Below are 19,801 nucleotides of genomic sequence, written 5' to 3'. Positions count from 1 at the left end.
TAGGAGTCGAATGAAATGCCGAAGTTCCTGTTGAAGCGATGGCACGGGATGCATATCGTTTGGATATTCGCTTTGCTCACGCTCTTGATATTTATTTTGTTTCTGTACAATTGGGTGATCAGCGTGATCGCCCTGTTTCTATGCGCGGCGCTTGTTTACTTCACGGTTCAGGCGGAGCAAGCTTTCCGCAAGGATTTGAACGAGTATGTCACGACGCTGTCGCATCGAGTGAAGCGGGCGGGCAGTGAGGTCATTCATGAGCTGCCCCTCGGGATTTTGCTGTACAGCGAGGATAAGGTCATCGAGTGGCATAATCCGTTCGTAGCCAAAATGCTGGGGGAGGATTCCCTAATCGGCGAATCGCTGCTGGAGATGTTCCCGGGACTGAAGAACCGGAAGGAGAAAGAGCTGAAGCTGGAGCTGACCGTCGGTAAGAGCATCTACGAGGTGCAGATCAAGCCGGATGAGAGGCTGCTTTATTTCCGTGAAATCACGGCCTTCAAAACGCTCGCCTCCCGCTATGAAGAAGAAAAGCTGGCCATCGGTATCGTCATGATGGACAACCTGGAGGAAGCGACGCAGGGGATGGACGACCAGACCCGCAGCATTATGATGGCCAAGGTGACGGGAGAAATCTCCGAATGGGCGCAGAAGAACAACATTTATTTGCGCCGGACCGCTTCCGACAGATACTTGATTTTGATGGACCAAAAGGCGCTCAAGTCGCTGGAGCAGTCGCGCTTTGAAATTCTGGATGAGGTCAGAGATATCACCATCGAGAATAAGCTGCCGATGACGCTTAGCGTCGGAATCGCTTCAGGCTCGACGTCGCTGACGGAGCTCGGGCTGTGGGCGCAGACGAGCTTGGATATGGCGCTGGGCCGCGGCGGCGACCAGGCGGCGGTCAAGGTAGGCGAGCGGCTGTCATTCTACGGCGGACGAACGAATGCCGTGGAGAAGCGAACCCGCGTAAGAGCGAGGGTCATCTCGCATGCCTTAAGAGACTTAATCAAGGACAGCGACAAGGTCATCATTATGGGCCATCGCATACCGGATATGGATTCCATCGGTGCTGCGATCGGTGTGCTCAAGATGGCGCACATAAGCAATAAAGAGGGCTATATTGTGCTGGAGGGCGTCAATCCGTCGATCCAGAAGCTGATGGAGACATTGTATGAGGATGAAAAGCTGAACCGATGGTTTATTACACCGGAGCAGGCGCTGCAGATCACGAACAGCCGTTCCTTAGCCGTGGTGGTGGATACGCACAAGGCCTCTATGGTGGCCGAGCCGAAGCTGCTGCAGCTGACGCACCGCAAGTTTGTGGTCGACCATCACCGCCGAAGCGAGGAGTTCATTCACGACGCGACGCTGGTGTACATGGAGCCTTATGCTTCTTCCACCTGTGAGCTCGTGACGGAGCTGCTGCAGTATTTCCACGAGCGGATGACCATGGGCGTCCTTGAGGCGACGGCGCTGCTGGCCGGGATCGTGGTGGATACGCGAAGCTTCAGCCTTCGCACCGGCGCACGGACGTTCGAAGCGGCATCGTTCCTTCGACGCAACGGGGCGGACTCCTCCTTGATTCAGCGGCTGCTGAAGGAGGACTTGGACGCTTACATTAAGAAAGCGGAGATGGTGAAGAACGCGGTCGTTATTTACGACCACATCGCGCTCGCCGTCACGGAGCCGGGACGTAAATTTTCTCAGTTGCTGATTGCTCAGGTAGCTGATACATTGTTAACTATGACAGGCATTATGGCGTCCTTCGTGATCAGCGAACGCCCGGACGGCATGATTGGCATTAGCGCCCGTTCCTTAGGTCAGATGAATGTCCAGGTCGTGATGGAACGGATGGGCGGCGGCGGACATTTAACGAATGCCGCAACCCAAATGGAAGGCACGGTAGGGGAAGCAACACAAAAATTAAAGCAAATTTTGAGTGAGATACATGCGGAGGAGGGGCTTTTCGAATGAAGGTTATTTTCTTGAAAGATGTAAAGGGCCAAGGTAAGAAGGGTGAAATCAAAGAGGTATCCGAAGGCTATGCACAAAACTTCCTATTCAAGCAACAGCTGGCGGCTCCGGCAAGCCAGGGTGCGGTAAAGACACTGGAGAATCAGAAGAAAGCCGAAGACAAGAAGAAGGCCCAGGAGAAGGCGGACGCGCAGGAGCTGGCACGAAAGCTGGAGGAGCTGAGTGTACAGGTGAAGGCGAAGTCGGGAGCGGACGGACGTCTGTTCGGAGCGGTTTCGAACAAGCAGGTAGCCGAGGCATTGGAGAAAATGGGCTACAAGCTGGACAAACGCAAGATTGTCATGGACGAGCCGATCAAAACACTGGGTGTGACCGAGCTGGTCTTGAAGCTCCATCCGGAAGTGACCGGTAAGCTGAAGGTTCATGTTGTCGAAGAGAAGTAAGCTTAGCTTGATCCTGGGGAGGAGACGGACATGAGCATGAACAACGAGCTAATGTTTACAGATCGCATCCCTCCGCAAAATCTGGAAGCCGAGCAGGCGGTGCTCGGCGCTATTTTGCTTGACGGCGACGCGCTGGTAACGGCGATGGAGCGCATCAACAGCGACGACTTCTACCGCGGCGCGCATCAGTTGATCTACGAAGCGATGATCGAGATCGCGGAGGCGAACGAGCCGGTAGACCTGGTGACGCTGACGGCCCGGCTGCAGGACAAGAAGCAGCTGGAGGAGGTCGGCGGCATCAAGTATTTGTCGGAGCTCGCGAATGCGGTTCCGACGGCGGCCAACGTCGATTATTATGCGCAAATCGTCGAAGAGAAATCGTTGCTTCGCCGCTTGATTCGCACGGCTACGCAAATCGTCAGCAATGGTTATGCCAGCGAGGACGAGGTCGGCATGCTGCTCAGCGATGCCGAGCACCGCATTATGGAGATCTCGCAGCGGCGCTCGGGCAGCGGCTTCATCGCCATCCGGGATGTGCTGATGGAGGTCTTCGACAAGGTAGAGTTCCTCTACAACCAGAAGGGCAGTACGACGGGGATCAAGTCGGGCTTTACCGACCTGGACAAGATGACGTCCGGCTTCCAGCGCTCGGACTTGATTATCGTGGCGGCCCGTCCTTCGGTAGGTAAGACGGCGTTCGCCCTGAATATCGCGCAAAATATCGGCGTACGGGAAAAAGAAACCGTTGCCATCTTTTCCCTCGAGATGGGTGCCGCACAGCTGGTACAGCGTATGATCTGCGCCGAGGCCAATGTCGATGCGGGACGGATGCGGACAGGCTTCCTGGAGCCGGACGATTGGGAGAAGCTGACGATGGCGATTGGCTCGCTGTCCGAGGCGAACATCTATATCGACGATTCTCCTTCCGTAACCGTAGCGGACATTCGCGCCAAGTGCCGGAGGCTGAAGAAGGAGAAAGGGCTCGGGATGATCCTGATCGACTACCTCCAGCTGATTCACGGGCGAGGCAAAGGAGATAATCGTCAGCAGGAGGTCTCCGAGATCTCCCGTACGCTCAAGCAGATCGCTCGTGAGCTGGATGTGCCGGTTATCGCTCTGTCCCAGCTCAGCCGGGGCGTGGAGCAGCGGCAAGACAAGCGACCGATGATGTCCGACCTTCGGGAATCCGGTTCAATCGAGCAGGATGCCGACATCGTAGCGTTCCTATACCGGGATGACTACTACGATAAGGAATCGGAGAAGAAGAACATCATCGAAATTATTATCGCTAAGCAGCGTAACGGTCCGGTAGGCACGGTGGAGCTGGCATTCCTTAAGAACTTTAATAAGTTTGTGAGCCTGGACCGGACGCATCATGAGTCGGCTTAGGTGACATGCTATACGGTGAAAGCAGCCTGTTTCCGAACGAAGCGGCTGCAATTGCCTTACATATGAGGACGTTTTCCGAACAATGATATTGGGGCTTTTATCATTGTTCGTTTTTATTGACTTTAACGCACTGCACTGCTACACTAGTTAGGGTGCTTATGCGCCTGAAAGCTAATATTAGGTGAAAATTCCACCTGACGGAGGAATGCAATATGTCAACGGTAGTGGTAGTCGGAACCCAGTGGGGCGACGAAGGAAAAGGGAAAATTACCGATTTCTTAGCGGAATCTGCTGAGGTTGTTGCTCGTTATCAAGGCGGTAACAATGCAGGACATACGATCCTGATCGAAGGAAAGAAATACAAGCTGACGATGATTCCATCGGGCATTTTCTATGAAGATAAAATTTGTGTAATCGGTAATGGCATGGTCATCAACCCGGGTGCCCTGCTGGAAGAGATTCAATATATTCACGACAACGGCTTTACGACGAACAACCTGAAGATCAGCGACCGGGCGCATGTCATCATGCCGTACCATCTGCTGCTCGACGGCTTGGAAGAAGAGCGCAAGGGCGATAACAAGATCGGTACGACCCGCAAAGGGATCGGTCCTTGCTATATGGACAAAGCGGCCCGTAACGGCATCCGGATCGCGGACCTGATGGACGCGGAGGAGTTTGAGCTGAAGGTTCGCCATCTGGTGAAGGAGAAGAACGTGCTGATCGAGCAGGTATATGGCTCCAAGGGTTTGGATGCGGATTCGATTATCCAAGAATACCTGGGCTATGCCGAGAAGATTCGTCCGTATGTAGCGGATACATCCGTTATTTTGAACGATCTGATCGATGATAACCGCAAGGTGCTGTTCGAAGGCGCACAGGGCGTGATGCTTGATATCGACCAAGGTACGTATCCGTACGTTACTTCCTCGAATCCATCGGCCGGCGGCGTATGTATCGGCTCCGGCGTAGGTCCTTCGAAGATTCAGCAAATTATCGGTGTAGCGAAGGCTTACACAACCCGCGTAGGCGACGGTCCGTTCCCGACGGAGCAAAACAATGAGACAGGCGACTGGATTCGTGAACGCGGCAACGAGTACGGCACCGTAACAGGCCGTCCGCGCCGTGTAGGCTGGTTCGACAGCGTTGTTGTTCGCCATGCCCGCCGAGTGAGCGGAATTACGGGCTTGTCCTTGAACTCCATCGATGTATTGTCCGGTCTGGAGACCGTAAAGATCTGTACCGCCTACAAGTACCGCGGCGAAGTCATCGAGCACTATCCGGCAAGCCTGAAAATGCTGGCGGAGTGTGAAGCGGTATATGAGGAAATGCCGGGCTGGAGCGAGGATATTTCCAATGTGCGCACGCTGGACGAACTGCCGGCGAACGCAAGACGTTATGTGGATCGCGTATCCGAGCTGACGGGCATTCCGATCGCCATCTTCTCCGTAGGCCGCAACCGCGAGCAGACAAACCAAGTAAAGTCTATTTTCTAATAAAGCCAAGCAGGCTCCCGAGCCAAGTCCGATCCGAATCGGACGGGGAACGGGGGCTTTTTTCTTTGCCCTGACGGATTGTTTTCCCAGAAAAAAGTGAATACTGAGGGGTGAGAACTTTCAAATCGGGCAGGAGATGACAGGATGAAACTAATGCTATGGCTCGCAAAGCTGGCGGTAAGCGCCGTAGTGACCTCGCTTTGCTGTTTGGCGCTGACATTCTTTGCAGTGAATTCCTACGTAGATCTATTATTGGAGCAGTACCATATTCCAAGGCAGGCAGGTCAGTCGATTCAGTGGAATCAACTGGTATCCCATATGGCGAAGCAGTTCGATTCGATGGTGGGCATGGGGGGAAGTGGGAAGCCGCCTGCGGATCGAGAGGTAGCTGCGGTGAGCGCCAATCCGACGGATGAGAAGAAGCAGGAGCGTACGGGCACGGAAACCGGAGGGCAGACGCCGAAGCCCAGCAGCACGACCGAACGAAAGCCGCCGGAGGATGCGGTTGCGGTATGGAGCCGTCAATCGGTGTCATCAATGACCTCAGAGGAAGACCGGAAGGTTGTCGTTTCGGGAGAGGAATTCGCAAAGAAGAAGGACGAGCTCACGCAGGAGCAGAAGAATAAAATTTTCAGCGTGATCTCGAAGCTGCCCCAGGAGGATATTCAGTATATATCCAAGCTCATGGAGAATGGCATTACAGCCTCGGAGCTGAAAGAGCTGGAACAGATCCTTCAGAAGCGGCTGCAGCCGGAAGAGTATGCGGATCTATTAAAGCTGTTGAAGCCGTAATGGCGGCTTAAGATAAACAGGATTACTGGGAGGCTCTCAGGTGATCCTGTTTTTTGCATACAAGTCGAAGAAAGCAAAACGGACAGCTCCTAGAGCTGCCCGCCATACCGGGAAATCGTATCGGCCGCCTGCTCGCGGCGAGAGGATTCCACCACAACCTCCAGCTTGTACCCCTGAACCATACCGTACGGAGCCAAGTCCTTGCTGAATTCCACGACCTCGTCGAGACGTATATCGATAGCGCCTTGAGCTCTTAATGCTTCGACCGCTTGTTCCCGAATCTGCGGATTGGGAAAGGCCGCGCACAAACTTTCCATTGATTAACTTCACACTCCTGTCAGATTTCCAGCTAAAAATGTGACAAAATATACGAAAATGTTGAAAAAAGTAGAGTTGGTATGGTAAATTTATTAAGGAGTTTAAGCACAGTGGTTATTGTCCCAATTTTAGGTGTTTTTATGTGCGCAGCAGAAAAAACGGCTTAAAAGGAGAAGAAGATGACAGTTTTCAGGGGAATGGGTAAGATCAAGGACGTGCTGGATAAGGCCAAGCAGCGCTGGTCCGCGATTCGAACTCACAGCTTGACTGGCAAGCTAGGGGTTAAACCAGTGGGTAAAGAACAAATGAAGGCATCAGCCTTGAGTTTAAAGATGAAGGTACTAACACATAAATGGACTTTATTGAAATCGGTATCGGCGCTCAGCTTGGTAGCTGCTTCGGTGTGGAGCGGCAATCAATATGTGCAGGCGCAGATGACGGATTATTATCATGTCCTTGTGAACGGTACGCCAATCGGGATCGTCAGCGATCCGCAGAAAGTTGAGACCTTCAAGGAAGAGAAGAAGAAGCAATTGGCTCAAAGCCGTACCGATGTGCAAATGGCCGTAGAGTCTCCTGACATCACATTTACGCGTGAAAGGGCTTTCAAGCCGCGGACCGAGGAGCAGGAAGTGCTAGGTAAGCTGGAGGGCTTTTTTACAGCTTATCCGGTAGGTGTAGAGGTGCTGGTAGACGGAAAGCGCATGGGGATTTTGAAGGACCAGGAGACGGCGCAGAAGATGCTGGAGCAGATCAAGGCGACGGCACTGGATTCGTTGCAAAAGAAGAAGGAGCCGGGTAAGGTAGGCATTCTGTCGGCATCCTCAGCCTCAAGTGCACCTGTAGAAAGCGAGCTGCTGAAGGCAGAGTTCAAGCAGCAGGTAGAGCTGCAGGAAATTCCGATAGAACCGTCGGAGCTTGTGCAGCCGGACGAGCTTCGGAAAAAGCTGGAGACCGGCGATGTGCAGCCAACCAAGTATACGGTAGAGCAGGGCGACTGCTTGGGCTGTATCGCGAAGAAATTCAACATTCCTAAGCAAGTGATTTATCAGAACAATCCGTCCATTACTGGGGATTTCATAAAAGCAGGTCAGCAGCTTGACTTGACGGTACTGCAACCAACCTTAGCTGTGCGCACGGTGGAGAAGGTTGTAGAAAATCAAGAGATTCAATATGAAACGGAATATCAAACGGATGATTCGCTGCGCCTTGGGACGATACAGACGATCACTCCGGGGAAGAACGGGCTGAAGAAGGTGACCATTCAGCTTACGAAGGTGAATGGTCTGCTCGAAGAAGAAGAGGTTCTTAGCGAGGAGATCATTGACCAGCCGGTGAAGGCAGTAGCGAAAAAGGGTACGAAAGTCGTCAAAGGCGAGGGTACAGGCAAATTCGCTTGGCCGGTTGTCGGCTCGTCCATCAGCAGTACGTTCGGAACACGTTGGGGTGCGCTGCACAAGGGGATTGACTTGACGGGCAACCGCAACATCCTTGCTTCCGATAACGGGAAGGTCATTTTTGCGGGAGTGAAGGACGGTTACGGCAATGCAATCATTCTTGATCATATGAACGGTTATAAGACGCTGTACGGACACCTTAGCCAAATCTCCGTAACGAACGGCAAGATTGTGGAGAAGGGCGAGAAAATCGGCATCATGGGAAGCACCGGCAACTCGACGGGAGTGCATTTGCACTTCGAGATCCAACGGAACAATACACCTGAGAATCCGCTGAAATATTTGAACCGATAAACGCCGGGCAGCACAACAGGAGAGAGACATGGAAGTCGTAGGGAAACGACGCTTCCGTGTCTCTTTTTGCATAGGGATGTGGTAAAATAGATCAATAGAGAGAAAGGGTCAACCCTTGAATAGGCAGGTGACTTGGTATGGCGAAAATCTTGGTAGTAGACGACGAGCAGCCGATCGCAGATATATTGAAATTCAATTTGGAAAAAGAGGGCCACGAGGTGGTCTGCGCCTATGACGGAGGGAAAGCGGTAGAGCTGGCCTTCTCGGAGCAACCGGACTTGATCCTGCTGGATCTGATGTTGCCGGTGAAGGACGGCATGGATGTATGCCGGGAGGTCCGGACAAGGCTGAATACGCCGATCATTATGCTTACAGCGAAGGACAATGAGATCGATAAGGTGCTTGGGCTGGAGCTTGGAGCCGACGATTATGTCACGAAGCCGTTCGGGACGAGGGAGCTGCTCGCCAGGGTGAAGGCGCATCTGCGCAGACAGGCGAATCAGCAGCCCGTAGCTGCCGAGACGGCCACGAGCACAGGGTCTACGGAAGGCGACGTGCGGCAGGGCATATGGCTGCAGAGCCTTTTTATCGACACGGATATGTATGTGGTGTATAAGGACGGCAATCCGCTGGACCTGACCCACCGGGAATTCGAGCTGGTGCAGTACATGGCGAAGAACAGCGGGAAAGTCATGACGCGCGAGCATCTGCTGCAGGCGGTGTGGGGCTTCGAGTATTTCGGCGACGTGCGGACGGTCGATGTGACGATTCGCAGGCTGCGGGAGAAGCTCGAGGATGATCCGAGCCGGCCGGAATATATCATTACGAGGCGCGGTCTCGGTTATATGATGAAGAGCTCCAAATTCGGCTCCGGGGGCTTCTGAGGCGATGATGATGCGGGTTATGCGCTTCTTCCAATCGATTCAAGCGAAGCTGATTATTATTTATGTATTGCTCATCCTGATCGCTATGCAGCTGATCGGGGTGTATTTTATTCGGACGCTGGAGAGCTATTTCAAGAACGATTTCATCGATTCGAGGAATAAGCAGGCGCAGCTGCTGGCGCAGTATGTGGAGACGTATTTGGCGAAGGAGAGTCAGGAGACGAAGGCGGCTGACCCCCAGAAGTCTTATACGGACCTGGATAATGTGGTCAACAATCTGTTCGCGATCAGCAAGACGGAAATTCAAGTCATCGATGCGAACGGCATGATTCTGTCGATTTCGCACAATGCGAACCGGGCTGTTATCGGGCAGAAAAATACGCAGACTGAGGTCATTCGGGCGCTGCAGGGAATTAAGGATAACCAGCGGATGTTCCTCGATGTCGACGGCGCTTGGAAAATGGTCATCGCCACGCCCATCGGCTCCGGCATCAAGGTGTATGGCGCGGTGTTCATGATCGCCTCGATGGAAGACGTGTACGAGACGATGAACCAGATCAATCGCATGTTCATTTCGGGGACCTTGATCGCGTTGGTGCTGACGGCGCTGCTTGGGGTCATGCTGTCGGGGACGATTACAAGCCCGATCAAGCAGATCACGAAGCGGGCTACGGCCGTGGCGGAGGGACGCTTCGATGAGCCGGTACCGGTGCACGGCAACGATGAGATCGGGAAGCTCGGCCAAACGTTCAATTTCATGATGGAGCGGCTGCGCGAGGCGTTATCGCTCAACGAAGAGGAGAAGGAGAAGCTGGCTTCGATTCTCTCCAACATGAATGACGGGCTGATCGCGACGGACGAGAAGGGCCGGGTCATTGTGATCAACCGGAGGGCCAAGCACATCCTGCAGGTGAACGAGGATACGACGCTGGGAATGCAGCTAAGTGCTCTTCTCGGCACAACGCCGGAGGCTGTGAAGCAGATCGACGTGGAGGGAAATCGAGCTGCCATGCTGGAGTTCTGCCACGATGAGGACGAGGGACCGCTCTATGTGCGGGTCACGTTCACTACGATTCAGAGCAAGGGCAGAGGCTCGGCCGGAACGATCGCGGTGCTGCAGGACGTAACCGATCAGGAGAAGCTGGAGATGTCCCGCCGCGAATTCGTAGCGAACGTCTCCCACGAGCTGAGGACGCCGCTGACAACCATTAAGAGTTACCTGGAAGCGCTTGAGGATGGAGCGATCGAGGAGCCGCAGCTGGCGGAGAAGTTCGTCAGCGTAGCCCGCAACGAGACGGAGCGGATGATCCGGCTCGTTACGGACCTGCTGCAGCTGTCCAGGCTCGACTCCAAGCAGGCCATTATCAATAAGGAATCCACGGACGTGGAGGAGATGCTGGAGGAGGTTGCCGACCGCTTCTCCTTCCAGATGGAACAGCGCTCCATTGCGGTGGATATTCATGTGGAGCCGCAGGTCCGTGATATTGTGCTAGACCGTGACCGGATCGATCAGGTGCTCGATAATCTTATCTCGAATGCCATCAAGTATACGCCTGAGGGCGGCCATATTCGGATTCGGGCTGCTCGGACAGAAGCACAGCTGCTAGAGATCTCGGTTCAGGATAACGGAATCGGGATACCCAAGAAGGATTTGACGAGAATCTTCGAGAGATTCTACCGTGTTGATAAAGCGAGGTCGCGCAGTATGGGCGGTACGGGGCTTGGCTTATCCATTGCCCGGGAAATTGTGAAGGCCCACGGCGGTACGATCGTACTGGAATCGGAATTTGGTCAGGGTACGAAGGTCACGTTCACCCTGCCTTACGTGCAGGAGGTGACGGCGGTATGATCTACGAGAAGCTGAAGACGGCTGCCTTAACGCTGCTGGTGCTGCTTAGTCTCCTGCAGAGCTACATGCTGGCTTACAGCGACCCGAATCCGGAGCCGGTAACCCGTGAGGAGTATGTGAAGACCGATCAGCTCGGTCCGCAGGCGAAGCTTGAGGATTTATTGTTTCCTGATCATCTGGTGCTGCATTTGGGCAACGCCACGCACACCGTAGTGTATCCGAACACGAAGCTGTACGGGCAGATCGTGGAGACCGTAAACCAACGTTGGCTGGAGGGCTTCCGTAAGGTGAGCGCTTCGTCTCTTGGGATCAACTGGGATGACGTCCGGATGAAGCAGCAGGGGGTGGAGATTCATTTTCGCGACGGGATTCCCATGAAGGTCTTGGGTGAGGTCATGCAGCTCAAGGGCGAGATTCCGGCGGACGCGGATTTGATTACACGGATCTGGCTGTACGCCAAGGATGCCAACGAGGTGCGGACGATTTTGTTCACGGATACGACGAGCACGGTGTATGAAGTCGGGAAGGCCGATTTTACCGTAAAGGATATTGAGCGTTTCGTAACGGTGGGAGAGGAATATATTCCTTATAAGGCCACAAGCGGGGAAATTTATTTGCCCTTGAAGCCGCTGAATGTATCTGCCTATCGGATGCCTTTCACGCAGTTCTCGGCGGAGCAGCTCAAGCGAAGCTTCTTCGTCGATCCGGCGATAACGAGGAACCTGGCGGACCGGGACGGATCGGAGATTTATACCGACGGGAAGCGGGGGCTGCAGCTCAAGACAGGGCAGCACTGGTTGACGTATTCTGACCCGGTGGTGCCGGTGGAAGGCCGTATTGATGTGATGGAGAACCTGACCTCGGCGGTGCAGTTCGTGAATCAGCATGGCGGCTGGTATGGGACCTACACGGTTCAGCGGGTGCCGCAGCGGGTGCTTCCGGTGAATCAGGCGTTCATCTTCCGTCAGTATTACGAATCCTTCCCGGTGATTAATCAGAAATCGGATCAACAGGGCTTTATTAAGCTGGCTTTGCAAAAAGGGATCGTTACGAACTATGAGCGATCTACGATCATCCCGGACTTACGGGCTGCGAGTCGCAAGGATGCGCAGCTGGCCGGCGGTGAGGTGCTTGAGGAGAAGCTGAAGGAATATTCGAAGCGAAATACGGTGTACTCCGTTTTCCCAGCGTATCGAATGAATGTAGTCGATCAGGCTGTCGAGCTGGTGCCGGCGTGGACGGTGGAGCTGCGGGACGGTTCGTATGAGTTTCTGGAGTGACGAAGGGAGGACGGAGGCGCACGAATGGATTGGAGCCGAGCGAAAACGATATTGATTTTCTCGTTCCTGCTGCTGAATGTGGTGCTGGCGTTCCAGCTGTGGTCGAGCCGGTCCGATCTTCTGGAGCTGGAGGCGAACCCGAGCACGGCGGTGGAGGAAGTGCAGCGTCTCTTGAAGAGTAAGAACATTACCGTGCCGGTAGATTTACCGAAGGATGTTCCAAGGCTGAAGGAGATCGTGGCGCGATTCGATGAGTCGATTCCACCGGACCGGATGAATGCGCTGAAGACGCCTTTCCGTCTCAACCCGCTGATTAGCGGGAAGGGAACCGTGAAGGACGTCATGTCGCGAACGGGCATTCCAAAGGCGGATTCATACCAGTTCGATCCAGTGATGAGCGGGAATGGAACGTATATTTTTAACCAGATGTATGGGAATTTACCGATGTTCGAGGTACAGCTGAAGCTGACGGAGAAAAACGGGCAGATCGTGTCCTACTCGCAGGGCTTGGTTGAAGTACAGCCGGAGAGCGAGCAGAAGGAGCAGAAGGTGATCTCTCCTTACATCGCGCTTCGCAGCTTGATTGAAACCTACTTGCCGGCTGGTTCAGTTATTACGAGCGTTCAGCTCGGCTATCACGGGCAGGTGTTCAACTCGCAGCAGCTGTATATGATTCCTTACTGGCGTGTATCGCTGGGGAACGGGGATCTGCCGTATTTTGTCCATGCGTTTACGGGTGCGGTGGATCGGTAAGGTTGGTAAGGCCGGCAAGGCCAGGCAAGGAAGGTAAGATTGGGCAGGAAAACTAGCAGTGAATGCAGCAGGGAGTTATGGAGATGGGATTACGATTTACGGTGCTGGCCAGCGGGTCGACCGGCAATGCAATGGTGGTATCGAACGGGGAGTCGGCGGTGCTGGTCGATGCGGGCTTGAGCGCCAAGAGGATAGAGCAGCTGCTGAAGGAAAAGGAGATGTCGCCTAATCAGCTGCAGGGCATTCTGGTGACGCACGAGCACGCCGATCATATCAAAGGGCTGGGGGCGGTCGCACGCAAGTTCGATCTCCCCGTATATGCCAATGAGAAGACGTGGGAGGCGCTGGAGAAGCATATCGGCGAAATTGCCGACGAGAAAAAATGCGTGATGCAAACCGGCGAGATTCGCGATTTCGGCGAGCTGCAGGTGGAGTCCTACGGGATCTCGCATGACGCGGCGGAGCCGGTAGGGTATTGCTTCTACCATGAGGAGCAGAAGCTTAGCCTGGCCACGGACCTCGGGTATATGAGCTCGAAGGTGAAGGAGAAGATCCGGGACAGCGATGTGCTGGTGCTGGAGTCAAACCATGATATCGAGATGCTGCGCATGGGCCGCTACCCGTGGAACATTAAGCGGCGGATTCTCGGCGATATGGGCCACTTGTCCAATGAGGCGGCCGGCGAAGGGCTGGTTGAGGTCATGACCACGCGAACGAAGCGGGTGTACCTGGCGCACCTCAGCCGTGACCATAATTTAATGGATTTGGCCAGGCTGACGGTGAATAATGTATTAGAGGATAAACTGGCGCCGGATGATTATCGGGCGAAGCTGATGGATACTTATTACGACCGTGCTACAGACTGGGATCGGCTGGATGAAGAGTGAACGAGACATCAAGCGCCTGCGCTTTGACCGCGAGCTCTTGGGCGGTGAAGACGCCTTTGTCAATCAGCAGCTCGATCATCGCCGACAGGAGCAGTGAGTTCTGGTAATGGCCCTCCTTCAGGTCCGCGAGCTGGCCGATGAATTCAACTTCTTGCAGCGGGTTAGCGGCAAAGGCTGCAGGGATGCGGTTGGCGTTGTTGAGGTTCGTATTCGTATTCGTTGGAATGTTCATGGCGGAGGGGTCATCCTTTCGGGTTGTATTGTGTACTCTTATAGTTCTATTCTAGTCTAGTTGCTATGAAATCATTCCTATTCTTTTTTCTTTTTCTATCGTTTAAGAAAAACTGTTGCTATGTGATATGATCATTACTAGATTTGGATACAATGGAAAAAAGAAAAGCCCCGCATGATTAGGGACAGGCGCGGAAGGGGTAATAAGCGGTAACGCGCATGCCTAACGGAAATAAGCAGCTTGCGGAAGAGAGGAGGGGCTGTAACGTGAGTCTGTTTGATGATGATTTTTATTCGACGAAAGCCCCGCGGAGGATGGAGTGGAAGCTTCCCGGCCGAGGATATTCAGGGGGAGCTCGGGTGCCAGCATGGATTGTGCCTGCACTAGGGGGAGCCTTGGTGACAGCGGTACTGTTCGGAGTGGGTAGTTTGTTCGGTGGAGAAGAAACGGATGTAGCGCCGCAGCAGGCTATTGCGGTGATGGCGCCTCCTTCGGGCGGGTCATCAGGCTCGGGGAGCGCTGGCGCAGCTATCGATGCACAGAAGGCGTTCAGTGATTCGGTCGTGTCGGCGGCAGCGAAGGTATCACCTACGGTGGTGAGCATTATCGGCTCCAAGGAAGCGACCTCGGGGGGCCGCGGCGGCTCGGGCATGGGGCTCGGCTCCGGCGTTATGTTCTCGCGCTACGGCGAGAAGGTTCGGATCGTGACGAACAATCACGTGGTCGAAGGCTTCACGAAGCTGGATGTCGTGATGATCACAGGTGAGCATCGCAGCGCCAAGCTGGTTGGACGCGATGCGATTACTGATTTGGCTGTGCTGGAGATGGACGGCAAAGATATTACCCAGCTGGCCGAGTTCGGTGACTCCGACGGGCTCAAGGCCGGGGAGACGGCCATCGCGGTCGGGAACCCTCTGGGATTGGGCTTTGCACCAACGGTTACCCGCGGGATCATCAGCTGGCCGAAGCGGACGATTCCGGTATCTTTGAGCGGGGAAGGCGATTACGACTGGGAGATGGACGTCATTCAGACGGATGCGGCCATAAACCAAGGCAATAGCGGCGGCGCGCTCGTGAATTTGGAGGGCAAGGTGGTCGGCATCAATACGCTCAAGGTATCGGATATGGGCGTGGAGGGCTTGGGCTTCGCGATCCCGATCAATCAGGCGAAGACGATCGTGCAAACCCTCATCACCGAGCAGCGTGTAAAGCGCCCTTATATCGGCGTGGTGACGCAGGATCTCCAGGGCTTCAGTGGCGGTACGGAATCGCTGAAGCTGCCGGGGGACGTGAAGAAGGGGATCATCGTTCTGGATGCGCAAGGTCCGGCTAAGGATGCGGGACTGAAAACGAGCGATGTGATCGTAGAGCTCGACGGGAAGGCGGTTGACAGCACATTGTCGCTGCGGAAGTACATCTACGGGCAGAAGAAGGTCGGCGACAAAATGGCGATCACGTATTACCGCGCGGGAAAGAAAAATACCGTTAACGTGACGTTGGGTGAGATGAAGGAGCGGTAAGGGTTGAACAATGAGTACGGCGAGACTTGTGCTGTACTGTGGTAGGAGATGGGTGCCACTTTTTGGTGCCTAAGAAGGTAGTAAAGCGGCGGTTTTTGGGGTAAACTAGCATTATAGGTACTGTTTATTTTTCATCTAGTCGTGACAAAGGGGTCTACTGCATGTACGTGGTTTGTAAAGAGCATTTGGAGCTGGCGATCGACATGTTCGTCGATGAATATGAGGATGCTCCGGATATTGTAGATTTAGAGAAGGTTCACTTTACGGCATGGGAGCCGCCGGCTTGCTGTGAGCGATGCGCGGCGGAGGGCCGGTTCTTGGTCGTATAAGGTGGGAGCGGGGGAGGCCTAGGGGTCTTCCTTTTTTGTTGTGTTGGAGTTTGGTAGAGGCATGGGGCCAGTGGGCACTATGGAGGAAAAAAGAGAGATGGGGTCTGACAATGCATATTCAAATCGTTTCGGTCGGGAAGTTGAAGGAGGCGTATCTGGTTCAGGGGATCGCCGAGTATGTGAAGCGCCTTGGTCCTTATGCCAAGGTGCAGATTGTGGAGGTGCCCGATGAGAAGGCACCGGAGAGCATGAGCGCCGCGGAGGAGGCGCAGGTGCGTCAGCGCGAGGGCGAGCGCATCCTCGCGCAGCTTCGCGAGGGCGCCTACGTCGTGGCGCTCGCGATTGACGGCAAGCCGCTATCGAGCGAGGAGCTCGCTCGGCAGCTTGCCGATTTGGCCACCTATGGGCGAAGCCAGGTGGCTTTCGTGATCGGGGGCTCGCTAGGGCTGGCCCCCGAAGTGCTCGCCCGAGCCGAGCTGAAGCTCTCGTTCGGGCGCATGACCCTGCCGCACCAGCTGATGCGGCTTGTGCTGGTGGAGCAGGTGTACCGGGCGTTTAAGATTATGCGGGGGGAACCGTATCATAAATAATGCATAAAATGAAAATTAATGGTACTACAAGGAAGTTTATGTTGGTATATAGCAAATGACTGGCTTATAATAATTAAAAAGACTGCCGAATGTAATGATAATGTTTTCTTCTGCATAAAACGGGAACTGGGGTTGCAGGTTATGAAGTTACGATCACCCAAGCTATACACTCATAAAAAGAGCAGGACGCCAATATTTTATCCATACTATGCGGGGTATTCTACAGAATTTGTTGAGGATGTATTAAAAGTCTTAAATCCTCAAAAAGATGCCAAAATAATTGATCCTTGGAACGGAACAGGAACGACAACATATGTTGCAAACCGGCAAGGTTTTGAGGCAATAGGATTTGATTTAAATCCAGTAATGATTGTTATCTCAAAGGCAAGACATACATCGTTAGATTTTCGAACATCCCTACGTTCACTTTCCTTAGAAATCATAAGTTCAGCAAAAGATCAAGATCCTATTTTAGTAAATGATCCACTTTTAGATTGGTTCGTTGAACCTTTTGTAAGAGAAATAAGGGCAATTCAAAGAGCCATCGAGCGTTTTTTGTATCCAAATGATTTTCAAAAATGTTCTTTAATGGCTTGGAATCAGCTATCAAATATAGCCGCGCTTTATACTACCATGTTATTTCGGACCATTAAAAGTGCGTATCATATAAGAGGGTCAAACCCTACCTGGATTAAACCTCCCGATGAGCTCGTACATCCAGCTTCGTCTGCGAGTGATTTATTCATGGCTGCGGTAGACGAGCAGGAAAATTATTTTAGACATAGCTCGATTTTTGCCAACGAAACTGTCTCACTTTCTGTAGCTAATTCAAAATCCTTGCCGATAGAGAATGATTCGATTAATTGTGTAATAACCTCCCCACCATATCTTACAAGGATTGATTACTTAAAGGCTACGTGGTTGGAACTATTGCTTTTAGGATTTGATGAGTCTAATCTGCAAACATTACGAATGGATATGCTAGGTACTCCCGTTGTAAGAAATTTCAAATCAAAAGAGGTTGTTACAGGAATTTCAGACACATGCGACAAAATTTTGGATTATGTCTCGAATCATCATTCCCATGCTTCTAGTACTTATTATTATAAAACGTACGCAAAGTACTTTAATGATTTGTATTTGTCTATGATGGAAATATTTCGGGTTATGGGTAATAATGGAAACGGTGCAATGGTCGTACAATCCTCATTTTATAAAGAGCAAGAGGTTCCTCTAGACATAATAATAAAAGAAATGTTAGAGAATCTTGGTTTTGAGTCGAATATAATGCATACTGAGGATATCTCAACGTACCTAACTTCACTTAATTCAGGTGCTAGAAAGTACAAGGACAAGAGGCGATATCGGGAAAGTGTGGTTGCTTTCAGTAAATTAGGGAGGGCTTAATTTGTCAAAGGACTTAAGTTCAATTCTTGAGGATCGAGCTACTTCAGTAAGTACACTTAGCTTTGATATCTCAGTGGGTGAGTTATTATCCATATATCAAGATGACGAGTTAATAATAAATCCTGATTTTCAGCGTTTGTTTCGTTGGCCCACTGATAAACAATCTAGACTAATTGAATCTATACTTCTTGAATTTCCTATTCCACCCGTTTATGTAATCGAAAGAGATGATGGTGTCTATGAACTAATTGACGGACTTCAACGAATTACCACATTACTTAGATTTTTTGGATTACAAACACCATATTTGACTCTAGAGGACTGTGAATTAGTACCCGAGTTAAATGGGATGACGGTAGAGGAATTACCTTTATCACTCAGATTAAAACTAAAGAGATTCCCAATAAGACTTAATGTAGTTAGAAAAAATAGCACTCCGTCAGTTAGATTTGAAATTTTTAGACGTTTAAATACTGGTGGGGAATTATTAGAGCCACAAGAGATTCGAAATGCAATCATCAGAATTATTGACTCAAGGTATTGTGAGTTTATTATTTTTTGCTCAACATTTGCTAGTTTTCAAACTTGTGTTTCATCCGTTAGTGAAGAGAAATTGCAAAAAAGATATGATCAAGAATTAGTACTTAGGTTTTTCGCTTTAAAAAATAAACGTGACTCGTTTAGACATGATGTTGAAGGATTTCTAACCGATTACATGAGGGAAGTAAGTGAGAATAAGCTTCCTTTTGAATATGATGAGGAACAAAAGATATTCGAAAAGACCTTCAATTTACTAAAAGAAATTGATGGTGATACTATTTTTTGTAGTCGTAAAGGCGATAAGATAATGAATCGTTTTATTATAAGTATGTATGAAGCCTTTGTAATTAGCATTCAAAAGTATCTAGGTACGTGGGATGATGATATGACAAAATGGGATGAAAGTAGACTAGAAAAATATCGTCATGTATTTTCGAATCTATTTACTGATTTGGATTTCAAAGATTATCTAGGATCGGGTAGTAATACTCCAGCTAAATTAAACGGACGAATCGATTACGTTGAAAGAAAGTTGGAAGGGTTATGAATCACGAAATATTCATTGCTTTGGAAAGAGATTTTACTTGGAGACAGCATGAGTTGTACGAAGCAAAATCAATACTTCGAACTGTAAATAAACATGAACACCAAAAAAAAGTTATGCAGAGGGCATTAATTGTTCTATTATATGCGCATTTTGAGGGATTTGTAAAATATTGTCTTACACAGTATTTAGATTATATTTGTAAGAGTTCTGATGCTAAGGCAATAACCTTAAAAGATGAGCTAATAGTGTATTCTTTAAAGAAAAGGTTTAGTAGTTTACAAGGTAAAAGTTCCCTGGATAACCGAATTGATTTTGTTAATAAAATAAAAGAAGTTTTTGTGCTACCTTTATCGTTAGATGATGAAACGATTGATACAAAATCAAATTTGAAATCCGTAGTGCTTAATGAGTTATTTCAAGAATTAGGAATACATCTGGAAATAGATCGGCAAAAATTAAAAGACATTGATACGTTGGTGCACAGACGTAATAGTGTGGCTCACGGCGAAAATATATCCATGTTAAAGGATGAAGAATTCTACAAGTTAGAGGAAGGGATTCTTTTTGTGATGGAAGAGATCGCCTCGGCAATTGAAGGTTGCATAAAGCAAAGACTATATATTAAACAAGTTAATTGATAACTTGGAAACAAGGCTAAGCAGGGCAAAGATGCTTAGCTTTATTTTCGTTTCGAGGAATTTAGCCGTAATAGCGTATAAGGGGAACCGTATCACAAATAAGGCGAAATTTTATTGAAAATAACTTACGAAACTCTTTGAGTGTCTACCCTTATTAAGCGCTTTAATAGCTTCACTGA

At 51.1% G+C, this 19,801-nt stretch carries 19 protein-coding genes; 17 read left to right on the top strand and 2 right to left on the bottom strand.

Annotated features, from left to right (window positions below; translation table 11 throughout):
• Positions 1-15: 15 nt before the first annotated feature.
• The 5 genes from QMO62_RS18130 to QMO62_RS18110 all read left to right on the top strand — a co-directional run bounded on the left by QMO62_RS18130 (position 16) and on the right by QMO62_RS18110 (position 6,097).
• Positions 16-1,977, top strand: coding sequence for a DHH family phosphoesterase (locus QMO62_RS18130; RefSeq protein ID WP_284643008.1), 1,962 nt, complete (start codon positions 16-18; stop codon positions 1,975-1,977).
• Positions 1,974-2,420: a 50S ribosomal protein L9 gene (gene rplI, locus QMO62_RS18125; protein WP_284643007.1), complete on the top strand. Its 447-nt coding sequence runs from the start codon at positions 1,974-1,976 to the stop codon at positions 2,418-2,420. The genes QMO62_RS18130 and rplI overlap by 4 nt, the downstream gene beginning before the upstream one ends.
• 30 nt (positions 2,421-2,450) lie before the next feature.
• Positions 2,451-3,809, top strand: coding sequence for a replicative DNA helicase (dnaB, locus tag QMO62_RS18120; protein WP_372516686.1), 1,359 nt, complete (start codon positions 2,451-2,453; stop codon positions 3,807-3,809).
• A gap of 212 nt (positions 3,810-4,021) precedes the next feature.
• The gene (locus tag QMO62_RS18115; protein WP_284643006.1) at positions 4,022-5,305 is read left to right on the top strand and encodes an adenylosuccinate synthase; all 1,284 of its coding nucleotides are present in this window, start codon (positions 4,022-4,024) and stop codon (positions 5,303-5,305) included.
• A 144-nt stretch (positions 5,306-5,449) separates the two neighbouring features.
• On the top strand, positions 5,450-6,097 hold the full coding sequence (locus tag QMO62_RS18110; RefSeq protein WP_284643005.1) for a hypothetical protein: 648 nt from the start codon (positions 5,450-5,452) through the stop codon (positions 6,095-6,097).
• A gap of 89 nt (positions 6,098-6,186) precedes the next feature.
• Here the strand turns inward: QMO62_RS18110 and QMO62_RS18105 are convergent, their stop codons facing one another.
• Entirely contained in the window at positions 6,187-6,414 is a 228-nt protein-coding gene (locus QMO62_RS18105; protein WP_284643004.1) for a hypothetical protein, read from the bottom strand.
• A gap of 198 nt (positions 6,415-6,612) precedes the next feature.
• On the opposite strand from QMO62_RS18105, the gene QMO62_RS18100 reads away from it, so the two are divergent.
• From QMO62_RS18100 to QMO62_RS18075, 6 genes are all read left to right on the top strand, one after another.
• A complete protein-coding gene (locus QMO62_RS18100) occupies positions 6,613-8,166 on the top strand; it encodes a M23 family metallopeptidase (RefSeq protein ID WP_284643003.1) in 1,554 nt (517 codons plus the stop codon).
• A 137-nt stretch (positions 8,167-8,303) separates the two neighbouring features.
• Positions 8,304-9,050, top strand: a complete 747-nt coding sequence (gene yycF, locus QMO62_RS18095; RefSeq protein WP_284643002.1) for a response regulator YycF — start codon at positions 8,304-8,306, stop codon at positions 9,048-9,050.
• A 10-nt stretch (positions 9,051-9,060) separates the two neighbouring features.
• Positions 9,061-10,899, top strand: a complete 1,839-nt coding sequence (walK, locus tag QMO62_RS18090; protein WP_284644974.1) for a cell wall metabolism sensor histidine kinase WalK — start codon at positions 9,061-9,063, stop codon at positions 10,897-10,899.
• Positions 10,896-12,179: a YycH family regulatory protein gene (locus QMO62_RS18085; protein WP_284643001.1), complete on the top strand. Its 1,284-nt coding sequence runs from the start codon at positions 10,896-10,898 to the stop codon at positions 12,177-12,179. Before walK ends, QMO62_RS18085 begins: the two co-directional genes overlap by 4 nt.
• A 24-nt stretch (positions 12,180-12,203) precedes the next feature.
• Positions 12,204-12,932, top strand: coding sequence for a two-component system regulatory protein YycI (yycI, locus tag QMO62_RS18080; RefSeq protein ID WP_284643000.1), 729 nt, complete (start codon positions 12,204-12,206; stop codon positions 12,930-12,932).
• Positions 12,933-13,015: 83 nt separating this feature from the next.
• The gene (locus QMO62_RS18075) at positions 13,016-13,819 is read left to right on the top strand and encodes an MBL fold metallo-hydrolase (protein ID WP_284642999.1); all 804 of its coding nucleotides are present in this window, start codon (positions 13,016-13,018) and stop codon (positions 13,817-13,819) included.
• Here QMO62_RS18075 and QMO62_RS18070 read toward each other — a convergent pair.
• Complete coding sequence (locus QMO62_RS18070; protein WP_348651709.1) at positions 13,788-14,051, bottom strand: hypothetical protein; 264 nt, start codon at positions 14,049-14,051, stop codon at positions 13,788-13,790. The two genes, QMO62_RS18075 and QMO62_RS18070, sit on opposite strands and share 32 nt — an antisense overlap.
• Positions 14,052-14,317: 266 nt before the next feature.
• On the opposite strand from QMO62_RS18070, the gene QMO62_RS18065 reads away from it, so the two are divergent.
• From QMO62_RS18065 to QMO62_RS18040, 6 genes are all read left to right on the top strand, one after another.
• Entirely contained in the window at positions 14,318-15,571 is a 1,254-nt protein-coding gene (locus QMO62_RS18065; RefSeq protein ID WP_284642998.1) for a S1C family serine protease, read from the top strand.
• 161 nt (positions 15,572-15,732) lie between these two features.
• Positions 15,733-15,900, top strand: a complete 168-nt coding sequence (locus QMO62_RS18060; protein ID WP_284642997.1) for a CxxH/CxxC protein — start codon at positions 15,733-15,735, stop codon at positions 15,898-15,900.
• 110 nt (positions 15,901-16,010) lie between these two features.
• On the top strand, positions 16,011-16,490 hold the full coding sequence (gene rlmH / locus QMO62_RS18055) for a 23S rRNA (pseudouridine(1915)-N(3))-methyltransferase RlmH (protein ID WP_284642996.1): 480 nt from the start codon (positions 16,011-16,013) through the stop codon (positions 16,488-16,490).
• 18 nt (positions 16,491-16,508) lie between these two features.
• Positions 16,509-17,897, top strand: a complete 1,389-nt coding sequence (locus QMO62_RS18050) for a class I SAM-dependent methyltransferase (RefSeq protein ID WP_284642995.1) — start codon at positions 16,509-16,511, stop codon at positions 17,895-17,897.
• Position 17,898: 1 nt separating this feature from the next.
• Positions 17,899-18,984 carry a DUF262 domain-containing protein gene (locus tag QMO62_RS18045; protein WP_284642994.1) on the top strand — a complete coding sequence of 362 codons (1,086 nt, stop codon included), beginning with the start codon at positions 17,899-17,901 and terminating at the stop codon, positions 18,982-18,984.
• Positions 18,981-19,622 (top strand): MAE_28990/MAE_18760 family HEPN-like nuclease, encoded by a 642-nt coding sequence (locus tag QMO62_RS18040; protein ID WP_284642993.1) that lies wholly within the window; start codon positions 18,981-18,983, stop codon positions 19,620-19,622. Before QMO62_RS18045 ends, QMO62_RS18040 begins: the two co-directional genes overlap by 4 nt.
• Positions 19,623-19,801: the final 179 nt, after the last annotated feature.

This window comes from Paenibacillus silviterrae (genome assembly GCF_030167925.1).
Classification (GTDB): domain Bacteria; phylum Bacillota; class Bacilli; order Paenibacillales; family NBRC-103111; genus Paenibacillus_G; species Paenibacillus_G silviterrae.
Note: the sequence above shows the minus strand (reverse complement) of the source record. Positions and strands in the feature narration are given on the sequence as shown.